This is a genomic window from Paenibacillus sp. NPDC055715 (assembly GCF_053617595.1).
The window spans coordinates 25845-40218 of sequence record NZ_JBSHGA010000007.1 but is presented as its reverse complement, the minus strand read 5'-3'; the positions used below and the strand labels follow the sequence as shown (position 1 = coordinate 40218).

The following is a 14374-nucleotide window of genomic DNA, read 5'->3' as shown; positions in this document are numbered from 1 at the left end:
GTCTTATTAAGCTTACGAAAAGGGAGATATTACTTATGCACGTTCGTTCCTTTCAATTGAGTGATGTGAATCCAGTAATGGAACTCATGCAGATTGCCTTGTCTGAGGAGTGCTACAAAGAGACGGTGGGTGCTTTTGCCCGTCAACTTTCGTGGGATTCTGGCTTGATCGTCGTTGCGGAAGAGGATGGGGAGCTGGTTGGTGCCCTGATCGGCACGATTGATCAGAATCAGGGTTGTTATTATCGTATTGCTATTCACCCGGATCATCGCCGGATGGGAATTGGCAGATCGCTTGTGGAGTTCATGGAGCAGCGTTTTCAGCAACGTAAGGTTAGCCGCATCTGGGTAGCCGGAGACAAGCATAACAGCGCGGTCATGCCTTTGTATGAAGCGATGGGCTATGGGGCAAGCCAGATTTTACAGACTTTTCAGAAGCTCAGCATTTTGGCTCCTCATTAATCGACAATGGATATAAAGAGAATCGAATATTTTTAAAGCTAATATTTCCATTTAGAGCATATCTGAGTAACCGTTGCAATCGGGTACGGGATATGCTTTTCTATTTATAATAGGGTTGAGGAGGTTTATTATGGACACACTGGCTCCTTCGTCAGGCCCGCTTCCTACGCCGGAAACGTCCAAACATGCAGGTCGTTGGAGTTATATACGCGATGGGCTGGTAACTCTTCTGATCGCGATGGTTGTCTTGCTGCTGCTAAATCTGTTCGTGTTTAATTTGTCCACGGTCAGGGGACATTCAATGCAGCCGACGCTTATGGAAAACCAGCATTTGTTCGTTAACAAGCTGCTTTACAATTTTCATGATCCGGGCAGGAGGGATATCGTGATATTACAAGATCCTGACTCCAAACCGTCCAGCCCGAGATTTTTAGTGAAAAGAGTGATAGGTACTCCCGGGGATGTAATCCGGGTTGAGCATAATCATCTATATGTGAACGGCGAGCTGCAAAACGAGCCTTACACCGACTCGGAGATTAAGGACGGTAATTACGGCCCTTTTACAGTGGAGTCGGGGCACTTTTTTGTCATGGGCGATAACCGACACGCCGCGGGAAGCAAGGATAGCCGATATTTTGGCAGCATTAAATCTCAGGATTTGCTGGGGCGTGCGGAGCTTGTATTTTGGCCGTTATCCCAATGGAAGTGGCTGTAGAGCAACCATAGTCTGTATGCTGAAAATCAATGCGGAACATGTGCAAATCGTCAGGACCATGACGGTGCAGGCGGTTACCGATCAGGAAAGGAAGAGAAATTATGAAAGAAGTGATGGTATATACCGACGGTGCTTGTTCGGGAAATCCCGGTCCTGGGGGCTGGGGCGTTGTTTTGCTATATGGAGAACATCGCAAGGAGTTGTCTGGGGCCGAAAAAATGACGACAAACAATCGCATGGAGATCAAGGCCGTGATCGAAGCGCTCAAGCTGCTCAAGGAGCCTTGCCAAGTAAAGGTACACAGTGACTCCGCCTATGTCGTAAATTGCTTCAAACAGGGCTGGATTAAGAATTGGCTTCGTAACGGCTGGCGCAACAGTAAAAATCAGCCAGTTGAAAACAAGGAGTTATGGGAAGAACTGTGGGAACTGATGGGCAAGCATGAGGTCGATTATGTGAAGGTCAAAGGTCACAGTGACAACGAACTGAACAATCATTGTGATTTCTTGGCGACCAGCGCTGTTAAAAATTTACGGTAGCATCTGCTGAACTATTCTGTTGAAATTTAAGATATGAAAGAGAGGTGAGTATCGGATGCAACGCGGACAGACACCAACGGCTACCGGGACCGCTTTGGATTGGGCCTCGCTCAAGCAGGAGATTATCGAAGCAGCTCCGGGGTTGGGCATCGACTCCATCGGGTTCGCATCCGCGGATCCCTTTCTGTCTCTGAAAGCCATATTGGAAGAGCATCGCGCCAAAGGGTATGAATCCGGTTTTGAGGAGCCAGACATTGATAAACGGATCTACCCGGAGCTGTACGGTTCGCAGCCTGCATCCCTAATTGCCATTGCGGTGGCGTATCCTTCCAAAATGAAGGACCCGCCGAAGTCGGACAAAGGCAAGTACCGTGGTATTTTGGCGCGTTCCGCCTGGGGTAAGGACTACCACTTGGTGCTGCGCGAGGCGATGGAAAAGCTGGAGGCTTTTATAGGTGAACGGGTTCCCGACGCAATTATGAAAAACATGGTGGATACCGGGGAGCTATCAGACCGGGCTGTTGCGGAGCGGGCGGGTATTGGCTTTAGCGGCAAAAACACGATGATGATTTCACCGACACTGGGATCATGGATTTATCTCGGCGAGTTGCTGACGAATATCCCTTTTCAGCCGGATGAGTCGGTGACGGACGGTTGCGGGGAGTGTACCAAATGTCTAGATGCGTGCCCTACGAGTGCGCTTGTCGGGCCGGGGCAGCTCAATGCCCAGCGGTGTGTGTCCTTTTTGACGCAAACGAAAGGCTTTCTGGATGAGGAATTTATGCTGAAAATCGGGAATCGGTTGTACGGATGTGATACCTGCCAAATCGTATGCCCCAAAAATCGGGGCCTCAACTGGGATCATCATCCTGAGCTTACACCTGATCCCGAAATTGTGAAGCCGTTGCTGCTGCCGTTACTGGATTTGAGCAATCGTGAATTCAAAGAGAGATTTGGTCAAAGTGCGGCGGCCTGGCGGGGAAAGAAGCCGATTCAGCGCAATGCGGTTATTGCGCTCGGCAATTTCAAGGATATTAGCGCCGTGCCCAAGCTGACGGAGGTTCTGTTGGATGATCCGCGTCCTGAGCTTCGGGGCACGGCGGCATGGGCTTTGAGCCGAATTGGAGGGGAAAACGCAATGACAGCGATCAAGCAAGCATCAGAGAAGGAACAACATGAGCAAGTACGCGAAATGGTTGCGCAGGCGCATTCCAAACTTGAGGAACAAGAACAGGCTGAACAGCAAAAGGCCTCAGAAGTAACGGATGAAGGACAGCAGGGACCGATTACGATTTATTATGATGAAATGGAGACACCTATAGGCATTTTGACGCTGTGTGCAACGGAACGGGGGCTATGCCGGATTGATTTTGGCGTTTTTCATGCGAAGGAGGCACTGCTTCAGCAATGGGCCCGTACATGGATCAGGGAATATGTCTATGTGCAGCAGCCGGAAAAGCTGCGCGAGGCTGCGGATCAACTACGTGAATATTTTGCCGGAGAACGGCGAGATTTCACTGTGCCCTATGATTTGAGAGGTACCCCTTTTCAGGAGCAGGTATGGCGTGCGCTGCAAAATATTCCGTACGGGCAGAGCGTGTCCTACAAGGATATCGCGGAGTCGATTGGCCGGGCCAAGGCGGTACGTGCAGTCGGCGGAGCGAACAACAAAAATCCGTTGCCCATTCTGATTCCATGTCACCGGGTATCGGGTGCAGACGGGAGTCTGGTTGGGTATGCTGGGGGCCTGCCGGCCAAGATGAAGCTGCTGGATTTGGAGAAGGAATGAGGACATACGTTTGCAAATTGTGATTTGCTAGCTGTCCCATGTTTTGCTATGATAGGTTCGTGCATAATTTAAGATGTTTCATATAAATATACAGAGGTGACGACTTCGTGGTGTGGAATATTGTCATTCCAATCATTACCCTGATTGTTGGTTTGGTCGGGGGATTTTTCATCGGTGCTTACTATCTTCGCAAACAGCTTGAAAAGATGCAAAACGACCCTGAAACGCTGCAAAAAATGGCCAAACAGATGGGTTACAACCTGAATGGGAAGCAAATGCAAAAAGCCCAGCAGATGATGAAGAACCAACAGTTCTCCAAAAGTCAGCCTGGTCCGCGTAAAAATCAGGGCCGTCGGAAATAATGAGCAACGTGAGCAAGGATGCCGCATCAGGTTGCTGCATAGAGGAGGATTACTGTGGCTGGCGTAAAAGATTATATTAACCGCAAAGCTGCGGATAACCGGGATAAAATCGAGTACCATGTGGAGCAGATTTTACAACTGATCGGTGAGGACCCTAAGCGTGATGGGTTGCTGGAAACACCGGCACGCGTAGCGCGCATGTATGAGGAGATATTCGCGGGTTATGAGGTTGATCCCCGGGATGCACTGGGTGTAACATTCGACGAAAATCACGAAGAGCTTGTGATTGTGAAGGACATCGTCTATTACAGCCAGTGTGAGCACCATATGGCTCCTTTTTTTGGAAAAGTGCATATCGGCTATGTACCCAGCGGTAAAATTGTAGGACTAAGCAAGCTTGCTCGTCTGGTTGAGGCTATAACGCGCCGATTGCAGGTTCAGGAGCGCATTACGGCACAGATTGCAGATATTTTAAATGAAGCGGTCTCCGCTCACGGGGTTATGGTAGTCGTGGAAGGAGAGCACTTGTGCATGTGCGCAAGGGGCGTCAAAAAGCCTGGCAGCAAAACGGTAACATCTGCGGTACGCGGAACGTTTCGTGATGATGCTGCGCAGCGTGCAGAGTTCCTCTCGCTGCTCAAGGACTGACCGGATAGGCGTGACGGTGATGAACAAAAGAGGGTGGTTTACGCATAGGCGTAGCCACCCTTTTTTGCTATCATGAGAATAGGTGGACGGTAGCTGGACTGGAGAAGGATGATAAGAAAAGAAGCAACATAGCTGCCTTGAAAATTACCATTAGCCTATGGATAACAGTTATTCTTAAGATAGGGGATACAGTATGGAGAATGTACTTATGTCAGCAGACAAAACAACGGTTTTGCCTGATCTGCAATGGCTTGAAGCGCCAATCGCGACCACTCAGACGGATGTTTTGTCTCCACTGGCGTGGGAGGAACTGGCCTGTCGGCAAGTAGGGCAAGGAGCTGCACCTATTTTGCATCTATGGCGGCACCCGGCTGCGTTGGTGATCGGCCACCGGGACCGCAGGCTTCCGTACGCGCCGCAGGCGATGGAGCGTGTGCGGAATGCCGGAACCTCGGTATGCGTGCGTCCCTCGGGTGGAGCGGCCGTCATGCTGGACAGGGGAGTATTGAACCTGTCCCTGATCCTGCCGAATCCGCAGCGGGCGATCAGCCTGCATGAAGATTTTCGGCTTATGGCGGGGCTGATTGCCGATGCGTTGGCCCCATGGTCCGCCGAGGTGCAGACCGGGGAAATCGCCGGGTCCTTCTGTCCCGGCGATTACGATGTCAGCGTCCGAGGCCGTAAGTTTTGCGGCATTGCGCAGCGGCGGCAGGCCAAGGCCTATATCATCACGGCCTTTGTGATGATTGAGGGCAGTGGCACGGAGCGCGCACAGGCGGTGCAGCGGTTCTATGCGGAGGCAGCCGGAGCTGCGCGGTCGGCCGTGCCGAAGCCGGATTATCCGCAGGTAAATCCGGCAACGATGGGCAGCCTGGCGGAGCTGGCCGGGGTGCCGTCTGTTGAGGCGTATACGGCATCGCTGCGCCGTATAGTCGAAAGTCGGGCGGCGATTTTGCCTGCCGATGGCTCACTGGTGCAGCCGCAAGGACTGACGGAGCAAATGGCGGCGCTCAGAGAGCGATACGATTCGCAGGTGTAGTGTGAAGCATGTCTCTAGCTACAGAGGAGTCTTAGCTTAGAACGGCTGCCATCTCAGCTTTGAGGCTTGGGTGTAGCGCTTTTCGACCTCAGGCCAGTTAACGACATGCCACCAGTCCTCAATGTATTTGTTGCGCTCGTTCTGATGCTTTAAGTAATAGGCATGCTCCCACACATCAATCGCCAACAGCGGAATGGACTCCCATTGAGTCAGGTTCTGGTGCTTTTCAGCCTGCAAAATTTCAAGCCGTCCTGCACGTGGACTCCACGTTAGGATGGCCCAGCCGCTGCCCTCGACCTTCTCGGCTGCCGAGCTGAATTGCTTCTTGAATGCGTCGAAGCTGCCAAAATCCTTTTTAATCTGTTCCGCCAGCGGTCCGCTTGGTGTTCCGCCACCTTGAGGACTCATGATCGTCCAGAAAAGAGTGTGCAGATAATGGCCTGCGCCATTAAACGCAAGCTCGCGTTCCCAATGCTTCACAAGGTCAAAATCACCCGTTTTCCGGGCCTCTTCCAGCTTTTTCTCCGCTTTGTTTAAATCATTCACATAGCTTAGATGATGCTTGTCATGGTGAATACGCATCGTTTTTTCATCAACGTACGGTTCAAGCGCATTATAGGGATAAGGAAGCGGCGGTAAACGATGTCCCCCGATGGGAACCGGTCGGCCGGGGGAGGCTTTTTCCGTAGCCGAAGGCTCTGTCTGGCTGGACTGAACGCCTTTGTCTTTGCTCGCCCACGGCCCTTCCCACCTCGTGCCGCCTGTCTGCCGCTCTCGCAGCGTATCCTCGGGATAATCCTCGCCTTCTGCCGCTACATGATACAATGCAGTGGCCCGCGCAATGGAGCCGGGCTCCTGAAAGGGATTGGTCGAGATCAGGAAATACTGGCTCTCATGTGCCGCATGCAGCACAACTCCCGTGGATTTCGGCTGCTGCCGTACCGCATGGCTGTGCTCGGTCAGCAGACTGAGCTGCCGTACATACTCCTGTGACTGGCGGTTTGCGGTTTGCAGCAATTCGTCCAGACGACGATTCAGCTCTTGTGAGACAGGCTGTGAATCTGATGTCACTCCTGCCGTTGCCTCAGTCGATTGTAACTCTTCTGGCACCGATCCTGACCCCAATTCTCTCGACTGCCCCGATTGCCTGGCTTGTGCTTGTACAGCAGCCGACGTTTGCTCCCATTGACGATGCCACGCCTGATCTGCCGGATCGAGGGCGCTTCGCTGCTCTTCAAGCAGCTCTATAGCGGTGCGTTCCGTCTGTTCGAATACCGTCCTCCAGTCATCCAGCAGCCGCACGTAAGCAGGCTCCAGGCCCTCTGTAGCGGACTTAATCACTTCCACATGCCAGCTTTCCTGCTGCTTCCAATGCCGGATTTCCTCCAGCACACGTAAGGGCAGGAAAGACCCGTAAGTACTCAGCATCGTTTTTACCTCCTGTATCTCACTATGGCTATCCGGGCTGGTCCCAAGAACCTGACCCGGGTGCATACGTACCCAGTATATTCGCCGTCTCATCGGGAATATGTCTACAAACTCCCCCGATCCGGCTCGGACATGTAATGTGGGGCAATGAATACATAGCTGGACGCAAAAAGAGAAGCCTCGCTGCGGCACGGGTTAGGTGTCCACAGACGGGCTTCTCCAGGTTGAAAGGAGTACGGCTTCTAAAATAGAACCATTACTTCGTAGTCGTTTGTTTACTGGCATTAGCGATCATTTTCTTGTCCTCCAGCTCCTGTACACCGCTTAAAAACGTCGATACTCGCCGCAAATACTCACGTGGATGCTCTCTGAAAATAAGCTCATGCAGCCCGTTTTTGACAATCCATACACTGGAAAGCGGGTTGGTCTGATTGGCAGCAAGCTTTTCCGCAATCGGGTAAGGAGCTTTTTCATCCTGCGTCCCATGTACGAACATGATCGGGAACGGATAGTTTTCCGTTTTGACCTCTTGATATGGAATCTGATGCAGGCTGGTACCGTTCAAGACTGGAAACAGCAGCTCCAGAATTTCCAGAGACGGATGGCGCGGCAGATCAATTTGATTATGAATGTTATGGTACAGCGTATCCGGCTCCAACAGGAAGGTGCTGTCCAAAATCATGGCGTCCACATCCTTGGTTTGCAAGCCCGCCTGAAGGGCGGTTCCTGCCCCCATCGAGAAGCCCCATACGATAATTTCCGAGGAGCCGCGTTGCTTCGCAAGCTGGATCGCCCCGAGAAGCTGCTGGGATTCCGCTTTACCTCCGGTCGCCACGGCTTTGCTGTTTTGTGATGCGAATCCGTAATCGAACATGACAACGTTAAAATTCAAACGGTGGGCATAATGCGCCAGGTCATACATCGGAATCCAGCTTTCTTCGCGATTAGCCCCGTAACCGTGGCTGAAAATAATCGTTTTGCGCGATTGACCTGCCGGGATGTACCAGCCCTGTACCATCCGGCTACCGTCCTTGGCGGGGAAGTTGACTTCCTCGTAGGGCATGCCTTTGGCCTGCATTGGGTTCGAGTACAGTGGCGCGACGGTTGGATTCGTCAGTACCCATGCGATATAGGCGTGCAGGGCAATAAAGCAAAACAACAGAAAAAATACGACCGACAGCAGCAGGGCTATGACAACGTGCTTGAACCGCAGCAGACGGGGGTTGACCAGTGGGGTGGACGGCTCCTGAACAGCATGCTGTAACTGAGAGCTGCGCTGGGATGTCGAAATCATGCAAGAGCCTCCTTATATAAAAATGAACTTTGTTTCATAGAATTCTAGGTACAATTCCACTTGAAAATAATCGTTTATGTCCGTATAGATACCTATTATCGTATGATGCGTGTTATCCAAAGTCAACGTCTGAACCGGAAAAGTAAAAATGATGCAAAGATTTGTCGATGTTTGTTCTCGTTCTGTAATATGGCTGTCATAAAAACATTGGTTTACAGTAGCCGCGACTATTCTATATAATTTATGTAACCATGTTTCATGGTGTGAAACGAATATGGAACAAAGAGGAGCGGTTCACAATGGAAGACCGTAAATTAACCGTTCGCGCCGTGGAGCGTGCGCTTGATATATTGATGTGTTTTACCGGAGATTCCGATCTGGGCCTGACAGAGATTGCTTCCAAAATTGGTTTGCATAAAAGTACCGTCCATCGGCTGCTGACCACGTTGGAGGATCGGGGATTTGTCGTTCGGAATGCCGCAACGGAAAAATATCGGCTTGGCATCCGGATATGGGAGCTGTCCACCCATCTGTCGCAAAGCGACGAGCCGGCGATACTGTTACAGCCAGCGATGGAAGGATTACGTGATCGTCTGGGCGAAACGGTCAGCTTATACTTGCGCGATGGTAGCATGCGTACCCGCATTCAGGCCGTGCAGAGCAATCAGGCGATCCGTCGCGTTGCGCCAGTGGGTGCGCGCATGCCGCTGGCTGTAGGAGCCTCCAGCAAGGTACTGGCGGCCTTTATGCCGCCGCAGGAGCTGGAAGCCCTGCTAAGCGGGGACGAATGGCTGCCCTCGGTAGACCCGGAGGTCTATAAGGCTCAATTACAGGATATTCGTGAGAAGGGCTATGCGACCAGCTATGAGGAGCGGGAGTCGGGCGCTGCTGCTGTGGCTGCGCCTATCGTGAATCGGAAGGGACAGGTCGCTGCGGCCTTGTCTGTATCCGGCCCGGTCAGCCGACTAGCTCCTGAGACGCTGCATGATTTTGTCCCGGTTTTGATCGAGGCGGCAAAGGAAATGGGGCTTATGCTTCCGTAACAAGGATTAAGAGCAATGGGCAACCAGAGCAAATTTTGAAGGCGATCTTGGAAAAAGGAACCAGAGAAGGGTTGCCAAAGCCGTAAATTTGAAGTAATCTGATGGGGATGGCGTGTTGTCAGTTATAGCCGCCTCATGCGAACAGAATTGTAGGGCGGGCGAAAGATTACCGCCACTCTAGCAGATCTAACGAAAGATCTGCGACAGGATATGAATGTAGGATCATCACAAGATTGTGTGGATGAAATTCATATCGCAGTTACTGGGGGAGCCTGTAATGCCGGGCTGAGATGGAATCGCACTGGATTCCGGACCCTTTGCACCTGATCTGGATCATACCAGCGTAGGGAAGTAATCGGCCATTGAAATGTATACGCAGCCGCTGTCTACGGCAATGCATCGGAGTATGTTTCCGCGTGTGTAGCTGTCTGGATAGCTGTTTCGTTAGATTAGCCGGTTCCCTGGGGAACCGGCTTTTTTGCATAGATAGCCAGCCTGGGGATGGTTCCGGATCGGTGTGTTATTTCATCGAAACGGGAGGAATGGACAATGAAACCGACAGAAACAGAAGAAACAGTAGGGAACGCAGTGGATGAACAGTCAGGAGGGGGGAAGCCCTTTCCGGGGAGCCGCAAGGTATATATTCAAGGCTCGCGGCCGGACATTGCCGTACCGGAGCGTGAAATCGCCCTGCATCCCACACATACGCCGCAGGGCACGGAGCATCATGAGCCGTTACGTGTGTACGATACGAGCGGTCCCATGACCGACGAAGCCTATCAGGTCGATATCCGTAAGGGCTTGCCTCCATTCCGGCGAGCTTGGGCACTGGAACGGGGCGATGTGGAGGCTTACGAGGGGCGCTCCGTCAAGCCGGAGGATAACGGTTTGAAGCCCGGCTCCAAACGGGAGGCGGCGGAATTCCCTGGCGTCACCAACCGTCCGCTCCGTGCGCAGGAAGGGCGCAGCGTGACGCAAATGCATTATGCGCGGCAAGGGATCATTACGCCCGAAATGGAATTTGCGGCTATCCGCGAAGGGGTGGAGCCTGAGTTTGTGCGGCAGGAGTTGGCGGCAGGACGAGCCATTTTGCCTTCGAATATCAATCACCCGGAAAGTGAGCCGATGGTGATTGGTCGTCATTTTCACGTGAAGATTAATGCGAACATTGGTAATTCTGCGGTTACGTCCTCCATCGAGGAGGAAGTGGAGAAAATGACCTGGGCTGTACGCTGGGGCTCGGATACGGTCATGGACCTGTCCACAGGCCGTAACATCCATACGACGCGTGAATGGATCATCCGTAACTCCCCTGTGCCGATTGGGACTGTACCGCTGTATCAGGCGCTTGAAAAGGTGAACGGCGAAGCTGAGGCGCTAACGTGGGAGCTGTATCGTGACACACTGATTGAGCAGGCCGAGCAGGGCGTGGACTATTTTACAATTCATGCGGGCGTGCTGCTGCGGTATATTCCAATGACGGCAAGCAGAATGACAGGAATTGTGTCCCGTGGCGGGTCGATCATGGCGGCTTGGTGCCTTGCGCACCATCAGGAGAACTTTTTGTACACGCATTTTGAAGAAATATGCGAAATTATGAAAGCCTACGATGTGGCCTTTTCCCTCGGGGACGGTCTGCGTCCGGGCAGTATCTACGATGCGAATGATGAAGCACAGTTTGCTGAGCTGGTTACGTTGGGCGAGTTAACGCAAATTGCCTGGAAACATGATGTTCAGGTTATGATTGAAGGGCCGGGACATGTCCCGATGCACAAAATCAAGGAGAATGTGGACCTGCAAATGGAGATTTGCAAGGAAGCTCCCTTTTATACACTGGGACCGCTCACGACGGATATTGCACCTGGCTACGACCATATTACCTCGGCTATCGGGGCGGCGATGATCGGTTGGTTCGGGACGTCCATGCTATGCTATGTTACGCCGAAGGAGCATTTGGGCCTGCCGAACAAGGATGATGTCCGCGAGGGTGTCATTACGTACAAAATTGCGGCACATGCTGCCGATCTGGCGAAGGGCCATCCACGGGCGCAACAACGGGATGATGCTTTGTCCAAGGCACGCTTTGAATTTCGCTGGCGCGATCAGTTCAATCTTTCGCTCGACCCTGAGCGGGCCTTGTCCTACCATGATGAGACGCTGCCGGCAGAGGGCGCCAAGGAAGCTCATTTTTGCTCGATGTGCGGTCCCAAGTTTTGTAGTATGCGTATCACGCAGGACATTCGCGCCTATGCCGCGGACAAGGGGCTGAATACCGAAGAAGCGGTATCCGCCGGGATGCGTGAGAAGGCAGAGCAGTATCGGGATGCCGGGCAGTAAATAGGTAGCGAGTCAATCAACCGGGAAGCCAAATGGAGAGCACTGGCAAGCTCGTCAGAGGCTCTATATCCATGAAGGTATGAACTTATAGACGTATGAATACAAAAGCCGTGGTTCTCTACAGATGATGTAGGAAGCCACGGCTTTTTAGCTTATGTAAAGCGAAATCATGCAACCGGATCAACGGCTACTTTATTTTTTACCCATTTTCTCATTCAAAATGTCCTGAAAGCTGAGCTTCTTCTCCGAGTTATCTTCTTTCTTCTGCATACTCACCGCGTTGGCACGTTGGTATTGATGGTGAAAGGGCATCAGGGTGTGTACAGTTAAGTTCATTGTATTCATGGGGGTGTTCCTCCAATTCCATTTCGTCAAATTCAGATTGAGTTGCTTGGACGTCTGTATAGGACTGCTCGTATGTACTTGATGTCGTAATACTGGGTAGGCTGCTTGGCAATGATTCAATCATTATAAACGCAATATTTCAAATTAAAACGTTTTTGACATAAAACAGGAAAATGGTCATACGTGTCCAAAATTTGGATTAGGCGGATGGTCATTCTGAGGGAAAATGTGCCTAGGCCCAAAACAAGGGCCAGAGGCCCGTTTTCTTAGTTTGGTAATCGGGATTGTTTTTTTTGTTGAATATCCTTATATAAGTAAATATGAAGTCAGTCTGGTGGCGAACTAAAGTGTCAAAGTTGTATTGACTTTATGTTTGGTAGTGGATACCATGAACTGATTGTAAGCGTGTTTTAGCTGCTAGAGTAAGCCCATCCGTCTGGCGATTCATCCGTTGAAATGTTTGAGAAAGGATCAGGATATATATGAAAAAAAGAATTGCAGACATCGCATTTATTATTCTGGGGGCGTTTTTTTTCGCGCTGGCTGTTAATCTGTTTGTGATCCCGAATGAGTTTGGCGAGGGGGGCGTTACAGGGGTCACGATCATTTTGTACTACCTGTTTAAGTGGTCCCCCTCGATCGTCAATCTGGTGATCAATGGTTTGCTGCTGATTGTTGGATATAAATTTTTGGACAAGAGAACGACCTTGTACACCGTGATTGCGGTTGCTTTTAACTCGCTGTTTTTACATGTAACGGCCAACTGGCGGATTGATTCACATGAGCCGACGATTAATGCCGTATTTGCCGGGGTTTTGGTGGGTATCGGAATTGGTTTGATCGTGCGAGTGGGCGGTACAACAGCAGGAACGGTCATTTTGGCCCGGATCGCCAACAAGTATCTGGATTGGAACATCAGTTATGGCTTGCTGTTTTTTGATCTGATTGTTGCGTTTTCGTCCTATTTTATTATTGGCCCGGAAAAGCTCATGCTGACCATCGTTATTTTGTACGTCGGCACAAAGGTTATGGATTTCATGATTGAGGGGCTAAACCCTAAAAAGGCGGTCATGATTATCTCGGAGCATCAAAACAAAATTGCCGAGATGGTTATTACCCAAATGGATCGGGGAGTTACGGTTCTGTCAGGCCATGGGTACTACACGAAAAATCCGAAAGAAGTTCTGTATATCGTCATCAGCAAGCAAGAGGTGTCGGTGCTTAAAAAGATTGTGAAGGCTATCGACACAGCAGCATTTATCACCATTCATGACGTGCGGGATGTGTTCGGAGAGGGTTTTCTGGATATTTCGAAGTAACTGGCGGGTGCGAAGGAAAGGTTATAGGGGAACATGGTTGGAAGTCGGTCCTGAGGGACCGGCTTGTTTGCTGCTATTCAAAAATGAACCACTATGTGATTTTTATTTCAAATAATCAACATATAACGCAAGTTGAATTTACTGACTTCACTTTATTCTCTAGCGTTCGCATTCCATTTGCTAGACATATTAATATCATCAGTGGAGAAACTGGTACAGGGAAAACGAACGTTTTAAAGGTTTAGGTAGCATAGAAATGGGTCTTCTTGCTGAAGGTTATCGTAAGTTGTCTACTTTACTACAATTAATATCCAATGAAACGTTAACTGAGAATACAATCCTTTTTTGGGACGAACCAGAGCCAAATATCAACCCTAAAATGATTCCTGCTTTAAAAGAAATGCTTATCGCGTTAGCTGAAATGGGAGTGCAAATATTCATTACAACGCATAGTTATTTTCTTCAACAAGAACTTTCCCTTTTTGAGCAATACAGCAATAAAGACAAGCTGGATATACGATTTATAACCTTATATCAAGATGAAGGTGATATTCAATTTGAATCTCAAAAGCTAATCTCAGAATTACAACATAATCCAATTCAACAAGAGTTTATGGACTTGTATAATAGGGAGCAGGAGTCGTTTTATGACCACGATTAGCTTTGAAGAAAGCAATCTGCGCTTTCAATTTAAAGAAGGATTATTACCTATTAAGTTTGATGAGACTAATTTTTATACTAACCGCTTTAATACTCTCACGGGTTCAAAAGGGGTAGATTTCATTCGTTTAAAGTGGTTAACCACTAAGGTATTTGTAGAGAATGTGCAATTATCCAAAGGCCATATTTATACAATTAGTAGACTATCTAAACCTTCATAAAAAACGATTTGTATTTATTATTCCGTCTGCTCTGTTTTTATGCATATTTTGAAAAATGTATCTGATCTCATCACAGTTCTTATAACCCTCGTATTTTCAATCATAGGCATATGTTTTATCCTGAATGTTTCGAGTATGTTTTCGTAGTTAAAAATCCCCTCTCAATTTGCAGTT

Annotated in this window: 15 protein-coding genes and 1 riboswitch; of the genes, 12 read left to right on the top strand and 3 right to left on the bottom strand. The window is 49.9% G+C overall.

Annotated features, from left to right (window positions below; all coding sequences use genetic code 11):
• Positions 1-35 precede the first annotated feature (35 nt).
• The 7 genes from ACWGOO_RS13310 (at position 36) to ACWGOO_RS13280 (ending at position 5553) form a co-directional block, all read left to right on the top strand.
• A complete protein-coding gene (locus tag ACWGOO_RS13310) occupies positions 36-461 on the top strand; it encodes a GNAT family N-acetyltransferase (RefSeq protein WP_452484096.1) in 426 nt (141 codons plus the stop codon).
• A gap of 130 nt (positions 462-591) precedes the next feature.
• Positions 592-1176, top strand: coding sequence for a signal peptidase I (lepB, locus tag ACWGOO_RS13305; protein WP_452484094.1), 585 nt, complete (start codon positions 592-594; stop codon positions 1174-1176).
• Between the two features lie 101 nt (positions 1177-1277).
• Complete coding sequence (gene rnhA, locus ACWGOO_RS13300; protein WP_452484092.1) at positions 1278-1715, top strand: ribonuclease HI; 438 nt, start codon at positions 1278-1280, stop codon at positions 1713-1715.
• Positions 1716-1770: 55 nt separating this feature from the next.
• Positions 1771-3504 carry a tRNA epoxyqueuosine(34) reductase QueG gene (gene queG / locus ACWGOO_RS13295; RefSeq protein WP_452484090.1) on the top strand — a complete coding sequence of 578 codons (1734 nt, stop codon included), beginning with the start codon at positions 1771-1773 and terminating at the stop codon, positions 3502-3504.
• 107 nt (positions 3505-3611) lie between these two features.
• Positions 3612-3866, top strand: coding sequence for a YneF family protein (locus ACWGOO_RS13290; RefSeq protein WP_452484088.1), 255 nt, complete (start codon positions 3612-3614; stop codon positions 3864-3866).
• Positions 3867-3920: 54 nt separating this feature from the next.
• The gene (folE, locus tag ACWGOO_RS13285; RefSeq protein ID WP_452484087.1) at positions 3921-4514 is read left to right on the top strand and encodes a GTP cyclohydrolase I FolE; all 594 of its coding nucleotides are present in this window, start codon (positions 3921-3923) and stop codon (positions 4512-4514) included.
• 208 nt (positions 4515-4722) lie between these two features.
• Positions 4723-5553 carry a lipoate--protein ligase family protein gene (locus ACWGOO_RS13280; RefSeq protein ID WP_452484085.1) on the top strand — a complete coding sequence of 277 codons (831 nt, stop codon included), beginning with the start codon at positions 4723-4725 and terminating at the stop codon, positions 5551-5553.
• A 36-nt stretch (positions 5554-5589) separates the two neighbouring features.
• On the opposite strand, the gene ACWGOO_RS13275 is transcribed toward ACWGOO_RS13280, so the two are convergent.
• Both ACWGOO_RS13275 and ACWGOO_RS13270 read right to left on the bottom strand, forming a co-directional pair.
• Positions 5590-6981: a Fe-Mn family superoxide dismutase gene (locus ACWGOO_RS13275; RefSeq protein ID WP_452484083.1), complete on the bottom strand. Its 1392-nt coding sequence runs from the start codon at positions 6979-6981 to the stop codon at positions 5590-5592.
• 256 nt (positions 6982-7237) lie between these two features.
• Positions 7238-8275, bottom strand: a complete 1038-nt coding sequence (locus ACWGOO_RS13270) for an alpha/beta hydrolase (protein ID WP_452484081.1) — start codon at positions 8273-8275, stop codon at positions 7238-7240.
• Between the two features lie 299 nt (positions 8276-8574).
• On the opposite strand from ACWGOO_RS13270, the gene ACWGOO_RS13265 reads away from it, so the two are divergent.
• Together ACWGOO_RS13265 and thiC are read left to right on the top strand one after the other, a co-directional pair.
• A complete protein-coding gene (locus ACWGOO_RS13265; protein WP_452484079.1) occupies positions 8575-9318 on the top strand; it encodes an IclR family transcriptional regulator in 744 nt (247 codons plus the stop codon).
• Between the two features lie 254 nt (positions 9319-9572).
• Positions 9573-9685, top strand: a riboswitch (TPP riboswitch).
• Positions 9686-9867: 182 nt separating this feature from the next.
• Positions 9868-11655: a phosphomethylpyrimidine synthase ThiC gene (gene thiC / locus ACWGOO_RS13260; protein WP_452484077.1), complete on the top strand. Its 1788-nt coding sequence runs from the start codon at positions 9868-9870 to the stop codon at positions 11653-11655.
• Positions 11656-11847: 192 nt separating this feature from the next.
• Here thiC and ACWGOO_RS13255 read toward each other — a convergent pair whose 3' ends face one another.
• Positions 11848-12000, bottom strand: a complete 153-nt coding sequence (locus tag ACWGOO_RS13255; protein ID WP_354454896.1) for a hypothetical protein — start codon at positions 11998-12000, stop codon at positions 11848-11850.
• Positions 12001-12482: 482 nt separating this feature from the next.
• Between ACWGOO_RS13255 and ACWGOO_RS13250 the strand changes: the two genes are divergently transcribed.
• The 3 genes from ACWGOO_RS13250 to ACWGOO_RS13240 all read left to right on the top strand — a co-directional run bounded on the left by ACWGOO_RS13250 (position 12483) and on the right by ACWGOO_RS13240 (position 14200).
• Positions 12483-13319, top strand: coding sequence for a YitT family protein (locus ACWGOO_RS13250; RefSeq protein WP_452484075.1), 837 nt, complete (start codon positions 12483-12485; stop codon positions 13317-13319).
• 256 nt (positions 13320-13575) lie between these two features.
• Positions 13576-13980 carry an AAA family ATPase gene (locus ACWGOO_RS13245; RefSeq protein ID WP_452484073.1) on the top strand — a complete coding sequence of 135 codons (405 nt, stop codon included), beginning with the start codon at positions 13576-13578 and terminating at the stop codon, positions 13978-13980.
• Positions 13967-14200, top strand: a complete 234-nt coding sequence (locus ACWGOO_RS13240; RefSeq protein ID WP_452484071.1) for a hypothetical protein — start codon at positions 13967-13969, stop codon at positions 14198-14200. Before ACWGOO_RS13245 ends, ACWGOO_RS13240 begins: the two co-directional genes overlap by 14 nt.
• Positions 14201-14374: the final 174 nt, after the last annotated feature.

What these genes read in the sequence shown, in the direction of transcription:
- ACWGOO_RS13310 (WP_452484096.1), top strand. Translation starts at nt 36, where the DNA reads ATGCACGTTCGTTCCTTTCAATTGAGTGATGTGAATCCAGTAATGGAA.
- lepB (WP_452484094.1), top strand. Translation starts at nt 592, where the DNA reads ATGGACACACTGGCTCCTTCGTCAGGCCCGCTTCCTACGCCGGAAACG.
- ACWGOO_RS13280 (WP_452484085.1), top strand. Translation starts at nt 4,723, where the DNA reads ATGTCAGCAGACAAAACAACGGTTTTGCCTGATCTGCAATGGCTTGAA.
- ACWGOO_RS13250 (WP_452484075.1), top strand. Translation starts at nt 12,483, where the DNA reads ATGAAAAAAAGAATTGCAGACATCGCATTTATTATTCTGGGGGCGTTT.
- ACWGOO_RS13270 (WP_452484081.1), bottom strand. Translation starts at nt 8,275, where the DNA reads ATGATTTCGACATCCCAGCGCAGCTCTCAGTTACAGCATGCTGTTCAG.
- ACWGOO_RS13245 (WP_452484073.1), top strand. Translation starts at nt 13,576, where the DNA reads ATGGGTCTTCTTGCTGAAGGTTATCGTAAGTTGTCTACTTTACTACAA.
- ACWGOO_RS13275 (WP_452484083.1), bottom strand. Translation starts at nt 6,981, where the DNA reads ATGCTGAGTACTTACGGGTCTTTCCTGCCCTTACGTGTGCTGGAGGAA.
- queG (WP_452484090.1), top strand. Translation starts at nt 1,771, where the DNA reads ATGCAACGCGGACAGACACCAACGGCTACCGGGACCGCTTTGGATTGG.
- ACWGOO_RS13265 (WP_452484079.1), top strand. Translation starts at nt 8,575, where the DNA reads ATGGAAGACCGTAAATTAACCGTTCGCGCCGTGGAGCGTGCGCTTGAT.
- ACWGOO_RS13255 (WP_354454896.1), bottom strand. Translation starts at nt 12,000, where the DNA reads ATGAATACAATGAACTTAACTGTACACACCCTGATGCCCTTTCACCAT.
- thiC (WP_452484077.1), top strand. Translation starts at nt 9,868, where the DNA reads ATGAAACCGACAGAAACAGAAGAAACAGTAGGGAACGCAGTGGATGAA.
- rnhA (WP_452484092.1), top strand. Translation starts at nt 1,278, where the DNA reads ATGAAAGAAGTGATGGTATATACCGACGGTGCTTGTTCGGGAAATCCC.
- ACWGOO_RS13240 (WP_452484071.1), top strand. Translation starts at nt 13,967, where the DNA reads ATGACCACGATTAGCTTTGAAGAAAGCAATCTGCGCTTTCAATTTAAA.